27 protein-coding genes and 1 other annotated feature (1 of these 28 running past the window's edge) are annotated in these 22628 nt (G+C 35.8%); of the genes, 13 read left to right on the top strand and 14 right to left on the bottom strand.

The features are described 5' to 3' along the window. Positions 1-212, bottom strand: a binding site (T-box leader) (it extends 26 nt beyond the left edge of the window). Positions 213-518: 306 nt separating this feature from the next. Together putP and ABH961_RS01595 are read left to right on the top strand one after the other, a co-directional pair. After that, positions 519-1997 carry a sodium/proline symporter PutP gene (gene putP / locus ABH961_RS01600; protein WP_098077766.1) on the top strand — a complete coding sequence of 493 codons (1479 nt, stop codon included), beginning with the start codon at positions 519-521 and terminating at the stop codon, positions 1995-1997. Positions 1998-2159: 162 nt separating this feature from the next. Further along, positions 2160-2558, top strand: coding sequence for an Ig-like domain-containing protein (locus ABH961_RS01595; protein ID WP_098077763.1), 399 nt, complete (start codon positions 2160-2162; stop codon positions 2556-2558). 24 nt (positions 2559-2582) lie between these two features. Here ABH961_RS01595 and ABH961_RS01590 read toward each other — a convergent pair whose 3' ends face one another. Both ABH961_RS01590 and ABH961_RS01585 read right to left on the bottom strand, forming a co-directional pair. Beyond that, positions 2583-2978 (bottom strand): PH domain-containing protein, encoded by a 396-nt coding sequence (locus tag ABH961_RS01590; RefSeq protein ID WP_404518802.1) that lies wholly within the window; start codon positions 2976-2978, stop codon positions 2583-2585. 75 nt (positions 2979-3053) lie between these two features. Beyond that, complete coding sequence (locus ABH961_RS01585; protein ID WP_000808244.1) at positions 3054-3965, bottom strand: DMT family transporter; 912 nt, start codon at positions 3963-3965, stop codon at positions 3054-3056. 203 nt (positions 3966-4168) lie between these two features. Here ABH961_RS01585 and ABH961_RS01580 point away from each other — a divergent pair, with 203 nt between their 5' ends. From ABH961_RS01580 to exsF, 6 genes are all read left to right on the top strand, one after another. Continuing rightward, entirely contained in the window at positions 4169-4900 is a 732-nt protein-coding gene (locus tag ABH961_RS01580) for an alpha/beta hydrolase (protein ID WP_098630550.1), read from the top strand. Positions 4901-4992: 92 nt separating this feature from the next. Then, positions 4993-5511, top strand: a complete 519-nt coding sequence (locus tag ABH961_RS01575) for a YjcG family protein (RefSeq protein ID WP_000765870.1) — start codon at positions 4993-4995, stop codon at positions 5509-5511. A gap of 1 nt (position 5512) precedes the next feature. Next, complete coding sequence (locus ABH961_RS01570) at positions 5513-5935, top strand: GNAT family N-acetyltransferase (protein WP_048545116.1); 423 nt, start codon at positions 5513-5515, stop codon at positions 5933-5935. A gap of 99 nt (positions 5936-6034) precedes the next feature. Continuing rightward, the gene (locus tag ABH961_RS01565) at positions 6035-8101 is read left to right on the top strand and encodes an ATP-dependent helicase (protein ID WP_098077761.1); all 2067 of its coding nucleotides are present in this window, start codon (positions 6035-6037) and stop codon (positions 8099-8101) included. Between the two features lie 142 nt (positions 8102-8243). Then, a complete protein-coding gene (cotY, locus tag ABH961_RS01560) occupies positions 8244-8714 on the top strand; it encodes a spore coat protein CotY (protein ID WP_048545119.1) in 471 nt (156 codons plus the stop codon). 167 nt (positions 8715-8881) lie between these two features. Further along, positions 8882-9385: an exosporium protein ExsF gene (gene exsF, locus ABH961_RS01555; protein WP_000492942.1), complete on the top strand. Its 504-nt coding sequence runs from the start codon at positions 8882-8884 to the stop codon at positions 9383-9385. A gap of 77 nt (positions 9386-9462) precedes the next feature. On the opposite strand, the gene ABH961_RS01550 is transcribed toward exsF, so the two are convergent. Together ABH961_RS01550 and ABH961_RS01545 are read right to left on the bottom strand one after the other, a co-directional pair. Next, positions 9463-9648, bottom strand: a complete 186-nt coding sequence (locus ABH961_RS01550; protein ID WP_048545121.1) for a hypothetical protein — start codon at positions 9646-9648, stop codon at positions 9463-9465. Positions 9649-9749: 101 nt separating this feature from the next. Beyond that, positions 9750-10109 (bottom strand): DUF1360 domain-containing protein, encoded by a 360-nt coding sequence (locus ABH961_RS01545; RefSeq protein WP_000899655.1) that lies wholly within the window; start codon positions 10107-10109, stop codon positions 9750-9752. Between the two features lie 125 nt (positions 10110-10234). On the opposite strand from ABH961_RS01545, the gene exsY reads away from it, so the two are divergent. Next, positions 10235-10699 (top strand): exosporium assembly protein ExsY, encoded by a 465-nt coding sequence (gene exsY / locus ABH961_RS01540; RefSeq protein WP_001277740.1) that lies wholly within the window; start codon positions 10235-10237, stop codon positions 10697-10699. A 48-nt stretch (positions 10700-10747) separates the two neighbouring features. Here exsY and ABH961_RS01535 read toward each other — a convergent pair whose 3' ends face one another. From ABH961_RS01535 to ABH961_RS01490, 10 genes are all read right to left on the bottom strand, one after another. Next, positions 10748-11296 (bottom strand): spore coat CotO family protein, encoded by a 549-nt coding sequence (locus ABH961_RS01535; protein WP_141501746.1) that lies wholly within the window; start codon positions 11294-11296, stop codon positions 10748-10750. Positions 11297-11437: 141 nt separating this feature from the next. Continuing rightward, positions 11438-12208, bottom strand: coding sequence for an enoyl-ACP reductase FabI (fabI, locus tag ABH961_RS01530; protein ID WP_000421885.1), 771 nt, complete (start codon positions 12206-12208; stop codon positions 11438-11440). 109 nt (positions 12209-12317) lie between these two features. After that, positions 12318-13172, bottom strand: coding sequence for a dTDP-4-dehydrorhamnose reductase (rfbD, locus tag ABH961_RS01525; protein WP_048545126.1), 855 nt, complete (start codon positions 13170-13172; stop codon positions 12318-12320). A gap of 11 nt (positions 13173-13183) precedes the next feature. After that, positions 13184-14155 carry a dTDP-glucose 4,6-dehydratase gene (gene rfbB / locus ABH961_RS01520; RefSeq protein WP_098047544.1) on the bottom strand — a complete coding sequence of 324 codons (972 nt, stop codon included), beginning with the start codon at positions 14153-14155 and terminating at the stop codon, positions 13184-13186. Between the two features lie 15 nt (positions 14156-14170). Beyond that, complete coding sequence (rfbC, locus tag ABH961_RS01515) at positions 14171-14716, bottom strand: dTDP-4-dehydrorhamnose 3,5-epimerase (protein WP_048545130.1); 546 nt, start codon at positions 14714-14716, stop codon at positions 14171-14173. 8 nt (positions 14717-14724) lie between these two features. Continuing rightward, positions 14725-15462 carry a sugar phosphate nucleotidyltransferase gene (locus ABH961_RS01510; protein ID WP_098077755.1) on the bottom strand — a complete coding sequence of 246 codons (738 nt, stop codon included), beginning with the start codon at positions 15460-15462 and terminating at the stop codon, positions 14725-14727. 14 nt (positions 15463-15476) lie between these two features. Further along, the gene (locus ABH961_RS01505) at positions 15477-16157 is read right to left on the bottom strand and encodes a glycosyltransferase family protein (RefSeq protein WP_098077752.1); all 681 of its coding nucleotides are present in this window, start codon (positions 16155-16157) and stop codon (positions 15477-15479) included. A 12-nt stretch (positions 16158-16169) separates the two neighbouring features. Further along, a complete protein-coding gene (locus ABH961_RS01500) occupies positions 16170-16856 on the bottom strand; it encodes a glycosyltransferase family protein (RefSeq protein WP_098077750.1) in 687 nt (228 codons plus the stop codon). Continuing rightward, entirely contained in the window at positions 16853-17542 is a 690-nt protein-coding gene (locus tag ABH961_RS01495; RefSeq protein ID WP_098047546.1) for a class I SAM-dependent methyltransferase, read from the bottom strand. Before ABH961_RS01495 ends, ABH961_RS01500 begins: the two co-directional genes overlap by 4 nt. Positions 17543-17681: 139 nt before the next feature. Continuing rightward, complete coding sequence (locus ABH961_RS01490) at positions 17682-18782, bottom strand: glycosyltransferase (protein ID WP_098047547.1); 1101 nt, start codon at positions 18780-18782, stop codon at positions 17682-17684. Between the two features lie 165 nt (positions 18783-18947). Here ABH961_RS01490 and ABH961_RS01485 point away from each other — a divergent pair, with 165 nt between their 5' ends. The 4 genes from ABH961_RS01485 (at position 18948) to ABH961_RS01470 (ending at position 22617) form a co-directional block, all read left to right on the top strand. After that, positions 18948-19808: a BclA C-terminal domain-containing protein gene (locus ABH961_RS01485; protein ID WP_404518795.1), complete on the top strand. Its 861-nt coding sequence runs from the start codon at positions 18948-18950 to the stop codon at positions 19806-19808. Positions 19809-19930: 122 nt separating this feature from the next. After that, a complete protein-coding gene (locus ABH961_RS01480) occupies positions 19931-20776 on the top strand; it encodes a TylF/MycF family methyltransferase (RefSeq protein ID WP_098077747.1) in 846 nt (281 codons plus the stop codon). 140 nt (positions 20777-20916) lie between these two features. Next, a complete protein-coding gene (locus ABH961_RS01475) occupies positions 20917-21675 on the top strand; it encodes a class I SAM-dependent methyltransferase (RefSeq protein ID WP_404518793.1) in 759 nt (252 codons plus the stop codon). A gap of 6 nt (positions 21676-21681) precedes the next feature. Then, complete coding sequence (locus ABH961_RS01470) at positions 21682-22617, top strand: glycosyltransferase family 2 protein (protein WP_098642672.1); 936 nt, start codon at positions 21682-21684, stop codon at positions 22615-22617. Positions 22618-22628 lie beyond the last annotated feature (11 nt).

The raw sequence follows: 22628 nt of genomic DNA, 5'->3' as shown, positions 1-22628 counted from the left end.
CACCTTAATTCGTTACGAATGTAACGCACTTTACCGTATCAAAAACAATACGTGTCTCTTGTATCGATGAGATCATGTCGCCAAAGCCTACTTCTTTCGTTTCGGTTTGGAAGCTCCGAAGCCCATTCCACATCAATCCCATACTGATTCGCACCAACCATCAGCTCTCTGACATGTTCATCATGTGTACTCTTCTTCATCAACGCTTGCATTTTTTTAAGTTGCACTCATTATAGACCTGATTTTTTTCACAAGTCAATACTTTTCAAAAAAAAATATTTTTCTTTCCTTTCAATATTATATTGACAAAACAACCTCTTTTTATGTAAATATAATAAATACTCTATCAAAAATAAGGTTTTTTGTATGAATATTATATATTAAAAAAATAAAATGATGTCAAAAAACGCTTACATTTCTGAAAATTCGTATTTCTGTATGGATTTTTCAGAATAATCATGATAGATTATAAATATGCATAACGCATCAAAAGACATGACAAAAGGAAGGGGAACTACATGAGTACGCAGATGTTAACTTTAACTTCTATCTCTATTTACATGCTCGGGATGTTAGTAATTGGCTATTTCGCCTATAAACGAACGTCCAACTTAACAGATTATATGCTTGGCGGGCGTACACTAGGCCCCGCAGTAACAGCATTAAGTGCTGGAGCAGCTGATATGAGTGGTTGGCTTTTAATGGGCTTACCCGGTGCAATGTTTAGCGTTGGATTAAGTAGTAGTTGGATTGCGATCGGCCTAACATTAGGCGCATACGCAAACTGGATCTATGTCGCTCCTCGCTTACGTACCTACTCTGAAATTGCAAACAACTCTATTACTATCCCAGAATTTTTGGAACACCGTTTCCACGACAAATCCCATATGCTACGCCTAGTATCTGGACTTGTTATTATGATATTTTTCACGTTTTATGTAGCTTCAGGATTTGTCTCTGGCGCTGTATTATTTGAAAATTCATTTGGACTCAATTACCATGTTGGTCTTCTTATCGTTGGTGGAGTTGTCGTAGCTTACACATTATTTGGTGGATTTTTAGCTGTAAGTTGGACAGACTTCGTGCAAGGAATCATTATGGTAGTCGCTCTTATTCTTGTTCCAGTCGTAACAATTATGCACGTAAATGGACTTGGTCCAGCATTTGAAACAATTAAATCTATCGATCCGGCATTATTAGATATTTTTAAAGGTACTTCTGTATTAGGAATTATTTCATTATTCGCATGGGGCCTTGGTTATGCTGGACAACCACATATTATCGTACGCTTTATGGCGATTTCTTCTGTAAAAGAAATTAAAAGCGCACGACGTATTGGTATGAGCTGGATGATTTTCTCTGTTGTCGGAGCTATGTTTACTGGCCTTATCGGTATTGCATACTATTCAAAAGCAGGTTTAAAACTTTCTGATCCAGAAACGATTTTCGTTGAACTTGGCACTATTTTATTCCATCCACTTATTACTGGATTTTTATTAGCAGCTATTTTAGCAGCGGTTATGAGTACAATTTCATCTCAGTTACTCGTTACTTCTAGTGCTATAACAGAAGATTTATATCGTACATTCTTTAAACGTTCTGCTTCTGATAAAGAACTTGTATTTGTCGGCCGTATGGCTGTACTTGTTATTGCATTAGTTGGGTGCGCATTAGCGTTTAAACAAAATGATACGATTTTAGCTCTTGTTGGATACGCTTGGGCTGGATTTGGTTCTTCATTCGGACCTGCTATTTTATTAAGCTTATATTGGAAACGTATGACGAAGTGGGGCGCACTTGCTGGCATGATTTCTGGTGCCGCTACTGTTATTATATGGACTCAGTTTAAATTCTTAAAAGAATTCTTATATGAAATGATTCCTGGTTTCACTATTAGTTTACTAGTAATCGTAATTGTTAGTTTACTAACACAAGCTTCAAAAGAAATTGAAGAGCAATTTGAGGATTTCGAAAAACAACATAGTCATAATCTATAAAAGAAAGCTCTGCTGTTATCATATCAGCAGAGCTTTCTTTTTATGAAAGTTCGACAATCTTCTACTCGAATTTAACAATTTCTTTATGTTTCGTTAAATTAAACATAACACTACTCCTTTATAGTAGTACTATCAGCACTTATACAGAAAGGGGACTCCAACATGTTAGCAGCTTTCCAGCAACAACAAACACGAAAATTTTCACCTATTACAAATACTTCTGCGTCTTGTTTGAACGTACAACCTAATCCACCTAAAATTTCAATCGCTCCTTCTGTTATTTCAGTCATTGGTGTTCATATGGAAAAAAATAAGTTGAAAGTAAGAACTGGACAAAGCACTGATTTATCAGCTTCCGTTTTGCCAGTGCAAGCAACGAATAAAGAACTTATTTGGACAAATATGAATGCTGATGTTATCACAATGTATCCAAAAGGTGATACGGTAACGATTACTGGAAAAAGTGCCGGAAGAGCAGTCGTAATTGTCACAACTACTGAAGGAAAGTTCCGTGACCTTTGTATTATTCATGTACAACCTTATATGACAAATCCAAAGTAAAAGAGTGGCTTTCTAGCCACTCTTTTACTTAATTTCAATGTGTGAATTTTTACTTGTAACAAGATTGATGAATTGGTCTTTATCTTTAGGAGAAATAATCTCTGTTTTATGTGCGCCGTAAACAATTTCAAGTCGATCAAATGACAATGCATGAGCAGCTATTGGATTTTTCGTATTTGAAATTTGTTTTATATCTCGTATAAATATGCTTTTTTTAACGAGACCTGATCTAATTGTAATTGTTTCTTCTCCGACGATGTATTTTGTCGAAAACCAACTCCACATAAATAATATTGCTAACGGAATTGTAAAAAATAAAAGAAAATACTCTTTTCCTGCAAATAGAGGAGCAAAACACGCCCCAATGATAACGAAAAAAATCGGATATAACCATATATCTTTTTTTGATGGAAATTCCATTAAACTTCCCTTCCTCCCCTATATTTCTGTAAAACAAAAAGAGAAGTATCACAACTTCTCTTTTCTCCTCTAACATTATAATTCCTGTGTATACGCCGGCTCATTTACTACATTTTTTGCTGTTCGTTTTTGTTGCTGTAGTAAGAAAACAGATACACCAAACAATACGAGCATGCTACCGATAATTTGCATGGCATTTAGTCTTTCACCGAGTAAGAAGAACGCTAATATAGATGCTCCAACTGGTTCACCTAAAATACTCATTGAAATTGTTGTTGCATTTACGTAGTTTAATAACCAATTATTAATGACGTGTGACACTGTCGGCACAACCGCAAGTAAAAGAAAAACGGTCCAATCCCACTTCGTATAACCTGTAAAAGGCACTTGCAATACTATATTATAAATCCCCATAAAAATACCTGCGAATGCAAAAACTGTAAAGCTATAAATCCAATGTGATACTTTCTTTACTGTTGTTTGCCCGATAAATAAATAACCGACAACCGCTATTACACTTAAAAAGGATAATATATCTCCATAAATTGCTTGTTCACTTAATCCTAAATCTCCCCACCCAATACACATTACGCCTAGTATCGCTATTCCCATTGTCGCAATGGCTGAGTATGTTGTTCTTTCTTTAAATAAGAAAAAACCTCCAACTAAAGATACGATTGGTTGAAGTGCTAAAATAATCGTCGAACTAGCAACTGTCGTATGCTTTAAAGATTCAAACCACAAAAGAAAATGAAGCGCTAAAAAGAAACCAGATCCAATTAAAAATCCCCAATCTTTTATTTGAATCTTACTAAACTCTTCCCTTTTTTTCCAAACGATAGGCAGCATAATAAGTACGATAATCCATAATCGATACATACTTAATATGGAAGATGGTGCTGAGGACATCTTTACAAAAACTGCTGCGAATGAAATGGCTATAATGGAAATTGCTAATGGTAGTGCGATTGATCTTTCTTGTTTCAAATTCCGTCTCCCCTCTCACCTGTCAAAAATCCCACTTCATTATATCCGTTTTCTTTCACAACTTAAATACTAATTTTTTAGATTCTTCGTACCATTATGGTAAAATAGAAACGAAAGCACTTATTAGTGAATATTTCTTACTTTTTCACTACAAGCGTCGCTCTTACAATCATTACAGTAAATTTTTATTTAGGGGGATCTACATGAATCAAACAATAGGGAGAATTGAAGAAATTTCATTTTATAGCGCATCACTTCAAGAAGATGTTATACTTCTCGTTTACTTACCGGTAAATTACACACCACTGCACAAACATACAGTTGTAATTGCACAAGATGGTAGAGATTATTTTCAGCTTGGTAAAGCTCACCGTGTAATTGAGCGCCTTCGTGAAACTGAAGAAATTGACCGTACAATTATTGTCGGTATTCCATATAAAAATGTACACGATCGTAAAGAAAAATATTTTCCAAACGAAGTGAAAAACGCTGCGTATATTCGTTTCCTTGCTCATGAACTTGCACCATATATCGATGAAAATTATCCAACTTACCAAATGGGAAAAGGTCGTGTGTTAATTGGTGATTCTCTTGGCGGGACAGTTTCCTTCATGACTGCACTTATGTATCCGCATACATTCGGTAAAGTCGTTATGCAATCACCATTTGTGGATGAAACAGTGATGAGCTTAGCAAAAGACTTCAAAAATCCGGAGGCGCTAGACCTTTATCACGTCATTGGGACAGAAGAAACAGCCGTAAAACGCACTGATGGACAAGTTTCTGATTTCGTACAACCGAACCGTGAGCTCAATACGCTTCTGACAGATAGAAATTTCATCACGCATTACGAGGAGTTTGAAGGTAACCACACGTGGAAATATTGGCAAACTGATTTACCGAAAGCTTTCTCTCATATTCTATCAATGAAATAATAGAGAGCGGTATTCAGAATAATTTGATATAATAGATTAAGAGATTTATTTTCTCAAAATCTAACTAGACTTACAAAGGGAGGAATTGGAACATGAAATTAGGCATTGTAATTTTTCCATCTAAAATGATTCAAGATAAAGCGAACGGATTGCGTAAACGTTATGATCCGCACTACGCATTAGTTCCGCCACATATTACATTGAAAACACCCTTTGAGACGCAAGATGAACAATTAGAATCGATTGTAAAAGAATTACATACAATCGCAAGTAAAACGAACCCTTTCACCCTTCATGTCGGAAAAGTTGGTTCATTCGCACCTGTTAATAATGTTCTTTATTTTAAAGTAGAAAAAACACCTGAACTTACTTTCTTAAATGAGGAAATGCATAGCGAATTCTTTATACAAGAACGCGAGTACGCTTTCGTACCTCATTTAACAATCGGACAAGGCTTATCCGATGCAGAGCATGCTGATGTATTAGGTCGATTACGTATGAAAGATTTCTATTATGAACAACCAATTGATCGCTTCCATCTTCTATATCAATTAGAAAACGGAACGTGGACTGTATACGAAACATTCCACCTTGGAAAGGGGAACAACTAATTTGCACGCACAGATCGTACAAACGGACGAACAACTAAGAGATGCATTCTCTGTACGTAAACAAGTATTTGTAAATGAACAAAAAGTTTCTGCTGACGAAGAGTATGATGAGTTTGAAGAAACTTCAACACACGTTGTTATATATGATAATGATGTTCCAGTTGGTGCTGGTCGTTTTCGCATACTGGATGGAATAGGAAAAATGGAACGCATTTGCGTACTAGCTTCCCATCGTAAAAAAGGCATTGGAAAAATTGTTATGGATGCACTTGAAGCGTATGCGAATGAAAACTCGCTATCAAAATTAAAGCTACATGCCCAAACACATGCTGAAGATTTCTATAAGAAACTTGGATATGTAACGCATTCTGATGTATTCATGGAAGCAAATATTCCTCACATCGTTATGATAAAAGAATTGTAATTTGAAAACAGGAGGTATCCCCTCCTGTTTTTTACATTGCTATTTTCTTTTTCTTCCGCTAAAGTTAAATGTTGATGCTATAGTTTTGAAGGTGAATATATGACACAAGAAAAATTTTCACAAAAATCATTAACGCACGCTGATATTCCGCGTGCAACATACCATATTCCGAAAACATCTACCCATTTAATTATGGAAGAAGATGCAGATGCGGCGTATTTTCGCGCTCTCGAACAACAAAATGTTTTTTTAAATGAAAAACAATTAGAGGCTGTGCGAACGACAGAAGGCCCTGTCCTTACATTGGCTGGTGCCGGAAGCGGGAAAACATCTGTTTTAACAACCCGCGTAGGTTATTTAGTAAATGTAAAACAAGTTCATCCACGAAATATTTTATTGCTTACATTTACACAAAAAGCAGCTGAAGAAATCCGAAACCGTGTAGCAAATTTACCAGGTATGAATCGTGCTGCAAGTAGCTACGTTGTTGCTGGTACATTCCACTCTGTCTTTTTAAAATTGCTTCGTAGTCAAGGATATAATCAGCAAATTTTAGCAAATGAAAAACATAAACAAATTATGATAAAGAAAATCTTGAAAGAATTGCGTCTAAAAGACGATTATGATGCTGAAACAATGCTCGCTATGATTTCACTTGAGAAAAACAAATTGAATCGTCCGAAAGATGTAACAGCAAAAACACCCGTTGAACAAGAATTTAAAGAAGTATACGAGCGTTTTGAAGAAGTGAAACAACGATATAATTATATTGATTTCGATGACATCTTATTAGAAACATATTATATGTTAGAAAATAACGCTCCTTTGCTTACCCAATTACAACAACGTTTCCACTATATTGAAGTAGATGAGTTCCAAGATACATCGTATGCACAATATGAAATTGTAAAATTGTTAGCCACGCCAAGAAATAATTTATTTATCGCGGGTGATGACGACCAGGCGATATATGGCTGGCGAGGAGCAAGTCACCAAATTATTTTATCTTTTCCAAAAGAATTTGATAACACTACGATTATCGCACTGAATACAAATTATCGATCCAATCCTTTTATCGTCGGACTTGGAAATGAAGTTATCAAACTAAATCAAGAACGTTTTGATAAAGAGCTATATTCTGTGCGTGAAGAAGGTGTACAACCTTTTTACGCAAGACCTGCTACGACTCTTGATGAAGCAAATCAAATTTTGCAGCTCATTCAAGAAAAAGTAGATAGCGGCGAACGCAACTATAAAGATTTTTGTTTACTGTATCGCACACATTCTGTAAGCCGTTCGTTACTTGATCAGCTTACAATTCACAAAATCCCATTTATTAAGCACGGGGCGAGTCAATCATTTTATGAACATTCTTTAATTAAGCCTGTATTAGATCATCTAAGACTGGTGATTGAACCGTTTCGACTAGAATCACTTTCAAATATATTGCCAACTATGTATATCGGGCGTGATGATTGTATTTCATTTATTGAACGTGAACAATGGAAATATGGTGAGGGGCGGTTCCCTTCTCTTCTTCATTTCTTATTATTAAATCCGAGCTTAAAACCTTTTCAAGTAAAAAAGGTAAATGAGCGTATCGATTTTATTAAATTTATAAAAGAATTAGAACCGAAAAAAGCATTAAAAGAAATTATTCATGGTAAAGGAAAGTATTTAGAGTACTTACAAAGTAACGATCGTTCTTCCTTTACGATGCATAAAGATATACAAGAAGAAATGTTAGAAGAATTAATGGAGTCAGCAACTCGTTTCACCGATATTCCAGCTTATTTACAATTTATTGATGAAGCAATTCAAGGTCAAAAAGAAATGGAAGCATTAAAAACAATGCCGGAAAAAAATGCTGTTTCGCTTATGTCTATTCATAACGCAAAAGGCCTTGAATTTCCATGCGTCTTTTTACTTGGAGCGAGCGATGGTATTCTTCCCCATACTTCTTCTTTAAAAGATGCAAATGATCGTGTTACAGAGACTTCTGAAGCTTTAGAAGAAGAACGTCGACTACTTTATGTCGCAATTACACGTGCGAAAGAAGAACTTTACATTTCCTCTCCGCAATTTTTTAGAGGAAAAAAATTAGATATATCTCGTTTTTTATATACTGCGCGAAAAGATTTACCTGAAAAGACATCCACTAAATAAGGATGTCTTTTTTTATATTGCATTATGTACATCCCTACTATATAAATTCCCTGCTTTTATCGTAAGAATTAACGTAATATCAACCATATCTCATTCATATTGTAATAGTGTATGTCAGAACTCACGATAAGGAGTGAACATAATGAGCTGCAATTGTAACGAAGACCATCATCACCATGATTGTGATTTCAACTGTGTATCGAATGTCGTTCGTTTTATACATGAATTACAAGAATGCGCAACTACAACATGTGGATCCGGTTGCGAAGTTCCATTTTTAGGTGCACATAACAATGCATCAGTAGCGAATACACGTCCTTTTATTTTATACACAAAGACTGGAGAACCTTTTGAAGCATTTGCACCATCTTCAAGCCTTACTAGTTGCCGATCTCCCATTTTCCGCGTAGAAAGTATAGATGATGATGACTGTGCTGTACTCCGTGTATTAACTGTAGTTTTAGGTGATGGTACCGCTGTACCACCTGGTGACGACCCAATCTGTACGTTTTTAGCTGTACCAAATGCAAGACTAATATCAACCTCCACTTGTATTACTGTTGATTTAAGTTGCTTCTGCGCTATTCAATGCTTACGCGATGTTTCTATATAAAACTAAATACTGATTTAAGCATGGATTGGGTGGCAGAATTATCTGCCACCCAATCCATGCTTAAAGAGTATTATTATGTAAATTTCTTAAAATTGGGAACTTGTCTAGAACATAGAACCTGTCCCTTTCATTAACTGAAAGTAGAAACAGATAAAGGAGTGAAAAACATGTTCTCTTCTGATTGCGAATTTACTAAAATCGATTGCGAGGCGAAACCAGCTAGTACACTACCTGCCTTTGGTTTTGCTTTCAATGCTTCTGCACCTCAGTTCGCTTCACTATTTACACCACTACTATTACCTAGCGTAAGTCCAAACCCAAATATTACTGTTCCTGTAATCAACGATACAGTAAGTGTCGGAGATGGTATTCGAATTTTACGAGCTGGTATTTATCAAATTAGTTATACATTAACAATTAGTCTTGATAACGTACCTACTGCACCAGAAGCTGGTCGTTTCTTCTTATCATTAAACACGCCAGCTAACATTATTCCTGGATCAGGTACAGCAGTTCGTTCTAACGTTATTGGTACTGGTGAAGTAGACGTATCCAGTGGTGTTATTCTTATTAACTTAAATCCTGGTGACTTAATTCAAATTGTACCAGTTGAGTTAATTGGAACTGTAGACATCCGTGCAGCAGCATTAACAGTTGCTCAAATTAGCTAGTAAAAAGCGGTATTTCTAATACAGAAATACCGCTTTTTATATGTATAATAAAAAACACTCACAGTAGCATGAGTGTTTCATTCTTCATAGTGTTTTATTTTGTTCTTCTTTTTCCCACAATTACATCCCTTTTTCTTCACAAATCCTTGTTGTTGTAATTGTTCTTGATATGCCTGTTGTTGTGCATGGTGCTGTTGCTGTATTTGATACCATTGCTGCAGGTCATATGAATTTTGCCTTGGACTATTACTCACAGCAAACATCTCCTCTACTGTCAATTCTGTCTATTCACTATATGAACAACTCTTTATTTCCGTTCCCTCATTCTTTTAAACTCCGCTTTTTCTCGTACTATGAAAATATATTATTCTCCCATAAAATATCCTGTAATCGTTTCAATGATTGCCGCTGCTCCTGCAATAGCTAATAATGCAAGTAAAGGCTCTGCAACGATAGGAATCCAATTATATAAAACTAATAAAAAAGCACTAACCCATACACCTGTACACCAATAACAGCTTAATAATTCGCCAACCCACTTTCTTAATCCTTTACCTTTTACTTTTGTAAAAGTTGATATACTTCCATCTGGCTCTGTAATCTCTAACTCATCAATAAACGGTCTTCGCAAAAAGGCTGTAATTTTATCATAAACAATTAAACGAGTGAGCCTAAAGGCAGCTAACGCAAAAATAAAAAATAAAAGCCAGCTTGTAAACAGCATGATTCCACCTTCCCTTATCTTCTTTCGCCTATTTAAAAAAAAAGGTCTTGAGATTGTGACCAAATCTCCTCGACTCCAATATCTTATTAATGTAAATACAAACAAGAAGATAAGGAGTGACATTAATGAGTTGTAACGAAAATAAACACCATGGCTCTTCTCATTGTGTAGTTGACGTTGTAAAATTCATCAATGAATTACAAGATTGTTCTACAACAACGTGTGGATCTGGTTGTGAAATCCCATTTTTAGGTGCACACAATACTGCGTCAGTAGCAAATACACGCCCTTTTATTTTATACACAAAAACTGGAGAACCTTTTGAAGCATTCGCACCATCTGCAAGCCTTACTAGCTGCCGATCTCCAATTTTCCGTGTGGAAAGTGTAGATGATGATAGCTGTGCTGTACTACGTGTATTAACTGTAGTTTTAGGTGACAGTTCTCCGGTACCACCTGGTGACGATCCAATTTGTACGTTTTTAGCTGTACCAAATGCAAGATTAATATCGACAACTACTTGCATTACTGTTGATTTAAGTTGTTTCTGTGCGATTCAATGCTTACGCGACGTTTCTATCGTTAAGTAAACTAAAAAACTATTGGGGTGGTAGAAGCTTTCTACCACCTTTACATATTTAAAAGCCGGCCATACTAATCGATTGGATATCATCTATAGACAACTTAATATCTCTCATACTATTTTGCGGCATAATAGATACAATGCCATTACGATACGATATGATCGATCCCACATAAGAAACTGTAGCTGTTTTTATTCTGCACCTTACTTTTGGAATGTAATGAGGGCGGTTTAATAAAAAATGAATTTTTTCTTCATTATTCATATCCTTAAATGATTTATTATACGGGACAGTTCTTACTGGCCCTTGCTGTTCTTGTTCTTCTTGTTCTGCGTGTTCTTCTTTTTCCTCTTCTTCTATTTTTTCTTCCACTTGCTGCTCTTCTTGTTGTTCTTGTTCTATTACCTCTTCCACAGCACTGCTTACAATATTTTCATTTCTATTACTTTTCTCTTTTTGATCTTCATTTTCAAAGTTTGTCAGGATAATCCTTTTTATTTTTGGTGCAGTAAGTTCTAAACTTACTTGCGTGATATATAACAACGGTTTTCCAACTGTTGAACTTTTATTTTTATTCTTCACACTCGTCCCTCCCACTTCCATACGTAGCTGAATAAATCGTGTACTATTATAGTTATATTCATCACGTGGTAAGAACTTTCGTTAAAAATCGTTCTTTCTAAGAACAAATAAAAAGGACAATCTCAGCATTTAGAGATTGTCCTTTAAAAATTAATATTATATTTATCCTAGAATATGATACCCTGAATCAACATGAATGTTTTCTCCTGTTACGCCGCGTGCTAAATCACTGAATAAGAATACTGCTGTATCCCCAACTTCTTCTGGAGTTGTTGTACGACGAAGTGGTGCGCGCTCCTCAATTTCTCTTAAAATTGAGTTAAAGTCGCCTACGCCTTTTGCAGATAACGTACGAATTGGTCCTGCAGAAATAGCGTTAACGCGAATGCCGTGTTGGCCTAAATCGTTAGCTAAATATTTTACGCTCGCTTCTAATGAAGCTTTCGCAACACCCATAACGTTATAGTTTTTCACAACGCGCTCGCCGCCAAGGTATGTTAACGTTAAAATATTTCCGCCTTCTGTCATTACTTTCTTCGCTTCTCTTGCTACAGCTGTTAAAGAGAATGCACTAATATTTTGTGCAAGTAAAAATCCATCGCGAGAAGTATCTACAAATTCACCTTTTAAATCATCACGATTTGCAAAAGCAATACAGTGTGCAACACCGTGAATTGTACCAACCTCTTGCTTGATTGTTTCAAAGCAAGCTGTAAGTTCTTCATCATTTGTTACATCACAAGGTAATACAAGTGATTCTTGTCCTTCTAATGTGTCCGCTAATTCACGAACGTTTCTTTCTAAACGTTCTCCTGCATATGTGAATATTAATTTTGCACCTGCATTATGCAAAGAGCGAGCAATTCCCCACGCAATACTTCTTTGGTTCGCAACGCCCATAACAACAAATGTTTTCCCTTGTAATAGTTCCATGATATATCCTCCCAGAATTGCTTATACTTGTTATTAGTACCTGATACTATAATTATAGTACCATAAAACCTCTTAAAGGCAAACAAAAAAGTCATTAACTTAAATTTTGTTAATGACTTTTTGTTTCTATAAAAAACCGCTCTAATCCTTCTTCCCAAGAAGGCATTTGTGAAAAACCATTTAATCGTAGCATGTTATGTTGGAAAACAGAATATTTCGGTCTAGCTGCCGCCGATCCAAATTCTTCGGTTGAAACAGGTAATACATTCACTTTCATATTTGCATCCGAGAATATTTTTTTGGCAAATTCAAACCAAGAACATGAGCCTCTATTTGATACATGATACGTACCGTATAAAGAAGTGTGAATGAGCTTATTAATCATCACATTTAAATCCGCCACATAAGTAGGAGAACCAATTTGATCCGCTACAACAGATAATTCTGCTCTTTCTTTTCCTAACCGCATCATCGTTTTCACAAAATTGTTTCCATACTTACCATATAACCACGATGTTCGAACGATAAAATATTTATTATGTAACTCTTTGACAAACTGCTCTCCCGCATACTTAGAAGCCCCGTATACATTTATTGGTGATGGATTATGAAACTCATGATAGCCATCTGGTCTGTCACCTTGAAATACATAATCGGTACTAATATAAACTAATTTCGCCCCTACTACTTGTGAAGCAACCGCTACATTTCGAGCTCCTATTGCATTTATTACATAAGCAAGGTCTTGTTCTTTCTCAGCATGATCAACCTTCGTATACGCTGCACAATGAATAATTATATGTGGCCTTATTTCTTGTACCACTTGCTGCATTCGGGATATATTTGTTATATCTAGTAACTTTTTATCAAATGGATATATGTCATATTCTTCAGCATTTAACTCTTCTTGTAGTTGCTTTCCCAATTGACCATTTGCTCCCGTTATGATAATCCGCTCTTTCATTTATATGCCCCTTATTTTTCTTTTAGTGGTTTCCACCATTCTATATGATGTTCATACCATTCCACCGTTTCTTTTAGCCCCTGTTCAAACGTATACTGCGGTTCCCACCCGAGCTCATTCTTCATCTTTTGTGCATCAATCGCATAACGACGATCATGCCCTAAACGGTCTGTAACATACGCAATATCTTCTTTCGTTTTTCCTAAGAGAGAGATAATTTGTTCCACAACATCTACATTGGTTTTTTCATTATTTCCACCTATATTATATACTTCTCCTATACGTCCCTTATGCAGAACAACGTCAATCGCACTACAATGATCCGTTACATGTAACCAATCTCTTACATTTAATCCATCGCCATATAACGGTAGTTTTTTTCCTTCCAGCGCATTCGTAACCATTAACGGAATTAACTTTTCAGGATATTGATACGGCCCATAGTTATTGGAGCAACGCGTTACTATAACTGGTAATTGATATGTTTTATAATAAGATAAAGCTATCATGTCGGCGCTCGCCTTGCTTGAAGAGTATGGACTATTTGGAGCTAACGGGGTTTCCTCGGTAAATCGCCCTGTTTTCCCTAAAGAGCCGTACACCTCATCTGTTGATACTTGCACGAGTTTAATATGTGGATATTTTTTTACTAATTCTAATAATGTGACTGTCCCAATTACATTTGTATCATAAAAAGGGATCGGATTTTCAATACTACGGTCCACATGTGATTCAGCTGCGAAATTTACAATCACATGGACGTCTCGCTCTTTTATGACATGCTCTAGCAGCTCTCCATTTTGAATTTCCCCTTTTACAAAAGAGTAATTAGGATACCCTTGAAGAGACTTCACATTATTTAAATTCCCGCTATATGTTAATGCGTCGTAATTAATAATTTTATATGTTTCATAGCTTTGTAACATGTAATGAACAAAGTTACTTCCAATAAATCCAGCCCCACCTGTTACTAATATATTCATAAACAACTCTCCTACTCAAAAGCTATCTTCACATTCCTGAAGCAACGGTAATATTCGATCTTTGTCAGACAAAATAGGATTTGTTACCGGCCATGGAATTGCTAATTCTTTATCTTCCCAAAGTACCCCTGAGTCATGATCAGCACTATAATACTCATCTACTTTATACATAACAATAGTATGCGGCACAAGTGTACAAAAGCCATGTGCAAATCCTTTTGGCACTAACAATTGCCGATGATTATCCGCGCTTAAAATATATCCTCTCCACTGTTTAAACGTTGGTGAATCTTTTCGCAAATCAACGATAACGTCATAGATTGCTCCTTGCATAGCTTGAATAAGTTTCGTTTGTGCTTTCGGATTTTTTTGAAAGTGTAATCCCCGAATCGTTCCCGCTTCTGCTGAATAAGAAACATTATCCTGCACAAACGAATACGTAACCCCTAATGTTTCTAGCACCTTCTTATTATAACTTTCAGTAAAAAAGCCACGCTCATCTCCAAATAACCTCGGTTCTAACAATTTTGCGTCGGTAAAGTTTGTTTCTACAACTTTCATATTCTCACCTATTCTCCGTTAAACTGTTTACCAAAGTTTATATCCCGCGCTAACGTATTCGCCTTTTGAAGAGAAATATGAGTTCCCGCATCAGTCCACCAACCGCTCATTTCATTATAAGTAAGTACCCCTCGTTTTAAATACCAATTATTAATATCAGTAATCTCAAGTTCCCCCCTTGCAGAAGGTTTTAATTCTTTTATATAAGAAAAAACTTTCGAATCATACAAATAAATTCCTGTAACTGCATAGGAACTTTTCGGCTCTTTCGGTTTTTCTTCAATTTCAATTATTTTTCGGTTTTGAATGTTTGCTACACCAAATCTCTCCGGATCATCTACAGATTGCAGCAGTACTTTCGCACCTTCTTTTTGATTTGCAAACTCTTCAACATACGGACCAATGTCATCAGAAAAGATATTATCCCCTAATATAACTACCATGCGATCATTCCCAACGAAATTCTCACAAAGCCCTAATGCTTGTGCAATTCCGCCAGCCTTATCTTGCACACGATACGTAAAGGACACGCCAAACTCTTGACCGCTCCCTAAAAAACTAACAACATCCCCCATATGCTCTTTACCTGTAATAATCATAATATCTGTAATCTCGCATTGTTTTAGTTTATATACCGCATGATAAATCATTGGGTAACGTCCAACAGGAAGCAAATGTTTATTCGTTACTTTCGTTATTGGATATAATCTCGATCCAGTTCCACCTGCTAAAATAATTCCTTTCATCCTGCATCTCTCCCTTATGATGGAGATAGTATATCTTTGTAATGTTCTACAAACACTTTCCGATACTTCTCATATGTATCCGCATCAAACTCATCCCCGTTGTAATGAATACACCATAAATTTGCTTGATTAGGGATACCAATTAAATAACCCGCTTTTTGAAACTCTAAAGACTGCGACACATCATAAAAGTGGAATCCTTGAAACAAGTCTTCTCGCCATGGAATATCATATTGTGTAGCCATTAATAATCCATCAATTGCCTGAACTGACATAAATGATTGATTCCCATAAAACAGCTGATCCAAATTTAATAGTTGATAATTCTGTCTTCTGTACTCAATCACTTTCCCTACTAAATTTTTCCCTTCCCACCATATCCCGTTACTCGGTAAAAACTGCGCACCAGCTACGCCAATTAAACCAAGTTTTTCGTTATCTTTAAAAAGTGAAATGAGTGTATAAAACATCTCTCGATTAATAAGATAAGTATCTTGATGTATATAAACCTTATACTTCGCGGGATATGCAAGTGCTCGGTTATATGCACTTGCCATACTTTTCGCATCCCGTATCGGAAAAATTTGTACGACATAACCAGGGGGAACAAAAAGGTTTCGTATTTGTCTCTCGCATTGTTCAAATAGCTCTTCATTATTTATACAAACAACGACTAATATTGTATGATCTTTCATTTTGTAGCCCCTCTATTCGTCTTGATTTACATCTGACATATAGTGCTCCACAAATATCTTTCTATACTTTTCATAGTTCGTCATATTCACATCAATATGATAATGAATGCACCACGCATCACGCTGTACAGGAACCCCCACTGTATAGCCAGCTTTTCTAAATTCAAATGATTGAGACACATCATAAAAGTCAAACCCATCAAACAAGTCTTCCCGCCACGGAATATCGTATTGCGTTGCCATCAATAAACCGTCAATACATTCAACGGGCATAAATGTTTTTGACTCATGGTACGGTTTTTCTTGACTGGCCATATAAAATAAATCATTCATATAACCAATTACTTTTCCAACAACTCCTCTGCCTACATTCCATGTTCCATTTGGAGGAACATATTGGGCTCCAACCATACCAATCATTCCAAGATGTTCATGTTCCTGAAACAATTGAATTAATCCGTATAAAAATCCCATATTTACAATGAAAACATCTTGATGTATATACACTTTATATTTCGCTGGATGCGAAACCGCTTTATTATATCCGCTCGTCATACTTTTTGCATTCCGAATCGGCATAAACTGTATCGTATATCCTGGAGGAACTGGCAATTGTAATATATGTCGCGCACATTGTGCATACATTTGCCGATCATTTATACACGTAACAAATAATATTGTTTTATCTGCAGCACTCATAATTGTGATTTTTCTGCTTCAATAATATATTGAAATACAACCGTCTCAGCCATGAAGCCACTTCCAAGACGATATTTTTTACAAATTCCATATAATTCCTCAATAAGCGGTTCATACATTTTATGATCAACATATACACGATCTACTTTACTAATTGAATAGCCTGCTTTTAAAAACATTCGTAGCATTTCATTAAATGTAAAGAAACGAATATGTGTTTTATCTAATAAACCATATTCTGTATACGTCCAATTTCCAGCAAGTAAGGGAGCTAATACTGAAATGTGTGAAACGTTCGGGATACTAGCCAAAATCACACCATTTTGCTTTATATATGGTTTTACTTTTTCTATTACAGCCCACGGATCAAATAAATGCTCTAATACGTCACCAAATATAATGCAATCAAATTGCTCCTCCTCATACGGCATATCCATTGTTTCTATATCTCCTAAAACAACATGATCTAGTTTTTCTTTTGCTTGTTCTGCCGCCTCTGGGAATGCCTCTATTCCTGATACACGTGTGCCATTTTCTTTTATGGCAGCTCCCAGTGCACCACTCGAGCAACCGATATCAAGAACTTCTTTCCATTCCTTTTTTATATGCTTTAATAAATTCGGATTCACTGCATTATAATAATGCCCGGACTTTTCTTCGTATAAAGAATTTTTTGGGGAATTCATTTTACACACTCCTTATGCAAATTGAATTTGAAATATAAATCTCATCTAAAGTCTATAGATGTAACCAGTACTGGTTACATTGCCGATACTTTACTATATAGCCAATCTATTAGAGTTAGAATCGTAATAAAAACGCAACCTATAACGATTTATATTGTTCATCAAAAACACTCCGAAAATATTTGCGATTGTATTCAATTGCAGCATTATTCGGAACATAAGAAGCTGCTAATTCATTGTAATAATAAGCTTTATCTTGCTCGCCTAACTTGCTATAACAAATACACATTTGTAAATAGGGAATCCATGTGTAGCTAGCTGGACTGTGAAAAGGACTCTCTGTTGCCATTGTCACTTCTGTTGCAAGTTTAAACCAAAAAATTGCTTCATTGTATTTTTGTTGATCCATATATATATATCCTATTCTTGTACAATTCTCTCCTCTAGGGACATCATACCGAAATGACTTTACACAAGATTCAACTGCCTTCTCCCACATTCCAAGCTTTGCATAGCAATCTCCTAATTTACCACATGCATAAATTTTCTCTTCATACCAACCTTCGTCTTGATTAAGAAATGTTTCATATAGCAGAACTGCATCATCATATTTTTGATTATCCATAGATTCATTCGCGTAATAAAACAAATCTCTCGGACTCAATTCCTCTCCAGCTGCTACAGCATCTTGAAAAATTTTCAAATTACGATTCGTTACTTTCTTTTCTTTCTTATGTGTAATCGCCACATTACTATTAAAAATCTCACCAAAAATAGCTAAATACTCATGCACCTTTCCAAACCATTCAAATTGTTTTTCACGCTTTACAAGCCGATATCTTTTTGTACAGTATAAAGGTTTCCCATTAGAATCCATTACAAGATGATAAGGCATTGAAACAGCATCAACATTAGGATCTAACTCTCTTTTTAATAACTTCAATGCCTCTTGAGCGTCTTCTAATAACACATCATCAGCATCTAGCCATAATATATATTCTTGCGTTGCTTTCGAAAAAGAAAAATTTCTAGCTGCCGAAAAATCATTAATCCATGGAAAGTCATATATGTTAGAGGTATATTGAGCTACAATTTCTTTCGTTCGATCAATGGAACCTGTATCAACTATAATAATTTCATCCACAATTTTTTCCACTGCGTCTAAACATCGACCTATTGTATTTTCCTCATCTCGAACAATCATACATAAACTAATTGTAATTCCTTGCTTGTTCAACATAATCACCCTCTTCCAAATCAATCATATGTTATACATACAATAAACTTTCCATTTTTTTAACTTGCACAAGCTGTTTAAGATTTCTTTTCAATAATTCAAATGTCCGTGTCATTTTCTTCCGGTTTTGCATCTACTATATAATGAACGCTTTATGGAGGTGAATTTATGTCAAATAATAATTATTCAGATGGATTAAATCCCGATGAATCTTTATCAGCTAGTGCATTTGACCCTAATCTTGTAGGACCAACATTACCACCAATACCACCGTTTACCCTTCCTACCGGGCCGACTGGACCGACTGGACCAACTGGGCCGACTGGGCCAACTGTACCAACTGGACCTTCTGGACCAACTGGACCGACTGGGCCGACTGGACCGACTGGACCGACTGGACCAACTGGGCCGACTGGGCCAACTGTACCAACTGGACCTTCTGGACCGACTGGACCGACTGGACCAACTGGGCTAACTGGTGCTACTGGACCAACTGGTGCTACTGGCGCTACCGGTGCTACTGGACCAACTGGTGCTACTGGCGCTACCGGTGCTACTGGACCAACTGGTGCTACTGGCGCTACCGGTGCTACTGGACCGACTGGGCCAACTGGACCTTCTGGCTTAGGACTTCCAGCAGGATTGTATGCCTTTAACTCAGCTACAGTTTCTTTGGCTCTTGGGATTAATGATCCAGTACCATTTAATACCGTTGGATCTCAGTTTGGTACGGCAATTTCTCAAATGGATGCCGATACTTTCGTAATTAGTGAAACTGGCTTCTATAAAATTACTGTTATTGCTTATACAGCGGCAGTAAGTTTATTAGGAAGTCTTGGAATTCAAGTTAATGGAGTTAATGTACCAGGTGCGGGCACAAGCTTGATTTCACTTGGAGCTCCTATCGTTATCCAAGCCATTACACAAATTACTACAACACCATCACTCGTTGAAGCAATTGTTACAGGAATTGGATTATCACTAGCTCTTGGTACAAGTGCATCAATTATTATTGAAAAAATCGCTTAATTTTGTACGTAGCAGTAAAACTGATATCAGTTTTACTGCTTTTTCATTATTAAATTCAATCATTAAATCTTTCTTTTCTACATAGTCATAATGTTGTATGACATTCCGCAGGAGGCACTTATATGGAAAATAAATCAGCTGTCCAGCTTTATCTCGAGTTATTAAAGAAAACAATTTTATTTGAAATATGGTTAGAATACGAACCATACTTACCTGCTTCGTTACATATATCTAAAGAGCTATCATATGAACCAGTTACAGTTCCACTTCCTTTATTTCTTAAGCAATACGTAGAAAATCACAATTTAAAAATCGTTGATCCTAACGTTTCAAAAAATGCGCGTCAAGGTGGCAAGGATTGGCCAAGAGCAGCACACAGTATGGTTGGTCGAAAACGTATGAATCAATTACATGAGGCTATGGAAACTGTTGTAAGGGAAAATATAGAAGGTGATTTTATTGAAACTGGTGTATGGCGCGGAGGATCATGCATTTTTATGAATGGTTTTTTACAAGCAAACAACATTACGGATCGTACTGTGTGGGTTGCCGATTCGTTTGAAGGTCTGCCAGCACCTAATTTAGAACAATATCCGAAAGATTACGGTGATTATTTGCACACATTCGATTACTTACGAGTTTCTTTAGAAACAGTGCAAGAAAACTTTAGAAAATACGATTTATTAAATGATCAGGTGAAATTTTTAAAGGGTTGGTTTAAAGATACCTTGCCTTCAGCACCGGTAGAAAAAATTGCAATTGCTCGCCTTGATGGTGATATGTATGAATCAACGATGGATAGTCTTGTAAACTTATACGATAAAGTTTCAACAGGCGGCTATATTATTATTGATGATTACGGATTGGTAACATGCGCAGAGGCTGTAACAGATTTCAGAAATGAAAGAAACTTACAAGCTCCTATTACTAAGATTGATGATTTCGGTATTTATTGGCGAAAAGAATAGAATATAATTTTATTTTTTGAGGGGTTCTATTACACTACTTATTCATAAGAACTAATTGTGTAAAGTTCCCCTCACTATAAATGATTAACTTATATATACAATAGAAATCCCCTACTTTACTACAAGGACGGAGTGAATGTATGAACGAAAACGAGAAAAAAATCACATTAATTCCACCCCCAGAACTTGTTCAATATGTAGGTGGTGATTTTGAAGAAGTTGGAAAAGAATTTATGCAGTATTTTATTGAAATTGGCAATTTAAAATCAAATGAAACAGTGTTAGATGTAGGCTGTGGCATTGGCCGAATGGCGGTTCCATTAATGAATTATTTAAGCGATGAAGGTACTTATTATGGATTTGACTTATTCAATGCGGGAATTACATGGTGCAAAAATAACATTTCTACACGCCATAACAATTTCCATTTTGAACATGTCGATATATATAATCAATTCTACAATCCCGATGGAAAAGAAGATGCTTCCCAATACAAGTTTCCATATGAAGATGAATCATTCGATTTTATTTTTTTAACGTCTGTATTTACCCATCTCCTTCCGAAAGAATTAGAACATTACGTATGCGAGATTGCACGAGTTCTGAAAGAAGATGGGAGATGTTTTATTACTTTCTTTTTAATTAACCCTGAATCATCCTATTACTTAAATGCAGGACTAAGTACGTTAGGTTTTTATCATCAAATTGACAATTGTTATGTTCTAAATAAAGATATCCCTAATTTCGCAGTTTCCTATCCTGAGGAAGATATTCGTGCCCTATTAAATAAACATGGGCTAGAAATACAGTCCCCCCCTCATTATGGTTCATGGTGTAGCAGAACTGAACATACAAGTTATCAAGATATTATTCTTACACAAAAAATTTCTGAAAGGTAGTTATATATGAATACTATGAAAAATCTACCTCTCGTTTCCATCCTTATTCCCACCTATAACCGACCACATTATTTTAAAATTGCTCTAGAAAGTGTATTAGCACAAACGTATTCAAATATTGAAATTATTGTAGGAGACGATAGTACAACTAATGAAACAGAAAAATTAATATACAGACATTATTTACATAAACATAAACATATAACGTACATTCGAAATGCCTCTACTTTAGGACAATTTCATAACGCCCTTACGCTCTTAAAACAGTCAAAAGGAGAGTACATAAATTTCTTAATGGACGATGATATATTTTATAATAATAAAATCGAAAAAATGATGTTTTATTTCCAACAAGATTTAAATAAAGACATTGCACTTATCACCTCCTATCGCACTTGGATTGATGATAATGGAGATATAATTGAACAACATCCCTCCATGAAAAAATTATATGATGAAGATACTCTACTAAATGGGAAAGATTTTGGAAACCGTATGCTTATGTCAGGACAAAATATTATCGGTGAGCCTACAATCGTACTCTTTAGAAAAAGCCTATTAACGGAACCTTTCGGCACTTTACATGGCAGAAAATATGGTTGTAGTGTTGATATGGCCTCTTGGCTAAGTTTACTTTCAAAAGGTGATGCGATGTATATAACTGAGCCCTTAAGTTCATTCCGTCTTCATACTGGACAGCAAGTACGTCACAAATTCCTTGAGGGCTGTGAAGATTTTTCTCAGCTCGTTTTAGCTTCGAAAAAGTATGGTTTCTTACAAGACACTAAATATTATAAAAAAGGTTTGATAAGAGCTTACGGATGGTATAAAAATGCGGTCAAATTTTACGATCTATTTCCAAACCTCATTCCAGATAAAAATACACATGCACGACTTTCTTATTGTTTAAATATCATTACAAAAGAGCTCCGTGCAATATAGTCCATCACAAG

The organism is Bacillus sp. RC251 (genome assembly GCF_044908765.1).
Lineage (GTDB): Bacteria > Bacillota > Bacilli > Bacillales > Bacillaceae_G > Bacillus_A > Bacillus_A wiedmannii.
The sequence above is the reverse complement of the archived record's forward strand: the minus strand, read 5'-3'. Positions and strand labels throughout refer to the sequence as shown.

Coding starts and splice junctions, on each gene's coding strand:
- putP (WP_098077766.1), top strand. CDS start 519: ATGAGTACGCAGATGTTAACTTTAACTTCTATCTCTATTTACATGCTC.
- ABH961_RS01595 (WP_098077763.1), top strand. CDS start 2,160: ATGTTAGCAGCTTTCCAGCAACAACAAACACGAAAATTTTCACCTATT.
- ABH961_RS01590 (WP_404518802.1), bottom strand. CDS start 2,978: ATGGAATTTCCATCAAAAAAAGATATATGGTTATATCCGATTTTTTTC.
- ABH961_RS01580 (WP_098630550.1), top strand. CDS start 4,169: ATGAATCAAACAATAGGGAGAATTGAAGAAATTTCATTTTATAGCGCA.
- ABH961_RS01575 (WP_000765870.1), top strand. CDS start 4,993: ATGAAATTAGGCATTGTAATTTTTCCATCTAAAATGATTCAAGATAAA.
- ABH961_RS01565 (WP_098077761.1), top strand. CDS start 6,035: ATGACACAAGAAAAATTTTCACAAAAATCATTAACGCACGCTGATATT.
- cotY (WP_048545119.1), top strand. CDS start 8,244: ATGAGCTGCAATTGTAACGAAGACCATCATCACCATGATTGTGATTTC.
- exsF (WP_000492942.1), top strand. CDS start 8,882: ATGTTCTCTTCTGATTGCGAATTTACTAAAATCGATTGCGAGGCGAAA.
- ABH961_RS01550 (WP_048545121.1), bottom strand. CDS start 9,648: ATGTTTGCTGTGAGTAATAGTCCAAGGCAAAATTCATATGACCTGCAG.
- ABH961_RS01545 (WP_000899655.1), bottom strand. CDS start 10,109: ATGCTGTTTACAAGCTGGCTTTTATTTTTTATTTTTGCGTTAGCTGCC.
- exsY (WP_001277740.1), top strand. CDS start 10,235: ATGAGTTGTAACGAAAATAAACACCATGGCTCTTCTCATTGTGTAGTT.
- ABH961_RS01535 (WP_141501746.1), bottom strand. CDS start 11,296: ATGGAAGTGGGAGGGACGAGTGTGAAGAATAAAAATAAAAGTTCAACA.
- fabI (WP_000421885.1), bottom strand. CDS start 12,208: ATGGAACTATTACAAGGGAAAACATTTGTTGTTATGGGCGTTGCGAAC.
- rfbD (WP_048545126.1), bottom strand. CDS start 13,172: ATGAAAGAGCGGATTATCATAACGGGAGCAAATGGTCAATTGGGAAAG.
- rfbB (WP_098047544.1), bottom strand. CDS start 14,155: ATGAATATATTAGTAACAGGTGGGGCTGGATTTATTGGAAGTAACTTT.
- rfbC (WP_048545130.1), bottom strand. CDS start 14,716: ATGAAAGTTGTAGAAACAAACTTTACCGACGCAAAATTGTTAGAACCG.
- ABH961_RS01510 (WP_098077755.1), bottom strand. CDS start 15,462: ATGAAAGGAATTATTTTAGCAGGTGGAACTGGATCGAGATTATATCCA.
- ABH961_RS01505 (WP_098077752.1), bottom strand. CDS start 16,157: ATGAAAGATCATACAATATTAGTCGTTGTTTGTATAAATAATGAAGAG.
- ABH961_RS01500 (WP_098077750.1), bottom strand. CDS start 16,856: ATGAGTGCTGCAGATAAAACAATATTATTTGTTACGTGTATAAATGAT.
- ABH961_RS01495 (WP_098047546.1), bottom strand. CDS start 17,542: ATGAATTCCCCAAAAAATTCTTTATACGAAGAAAAGTCCGGGCATTAT.
- ABH961_RS01490 (WP_098047547.1), bottom strand. CDS start 18,782: ATGTTGAACAAGCAAGGAATTACAATTAGTTTATGTATGATTGTTCGA.
- ABH961_RS01485 (WP_404518795.1), top strand. CDS start 18,948: ATGTCAAATAATAATTATTCAGATGGATTAAATCCCGATGAATCTTTA.
- ABH961_RS01480 (WP_098077747.1), top strand. CDS start 19,931: ATGGAAAATAAATCAGCTGTCCAGCTTTATCTCGAGTTATTAAAGAAA.
- ABH961_RS01475 (WP_404518793.1), top strand. CDS start 20,917: ATGAACGAAAACGAGAAAAAAATCACATTAATTCCACCCCCAGAACTT.
- ABH961_RS01470 (WP_098642672.1), top strand. CDS start 21,682: ATGAATACTATGAAAAATCTACCTCTCGTTTCCATCCTTATTCCCACC.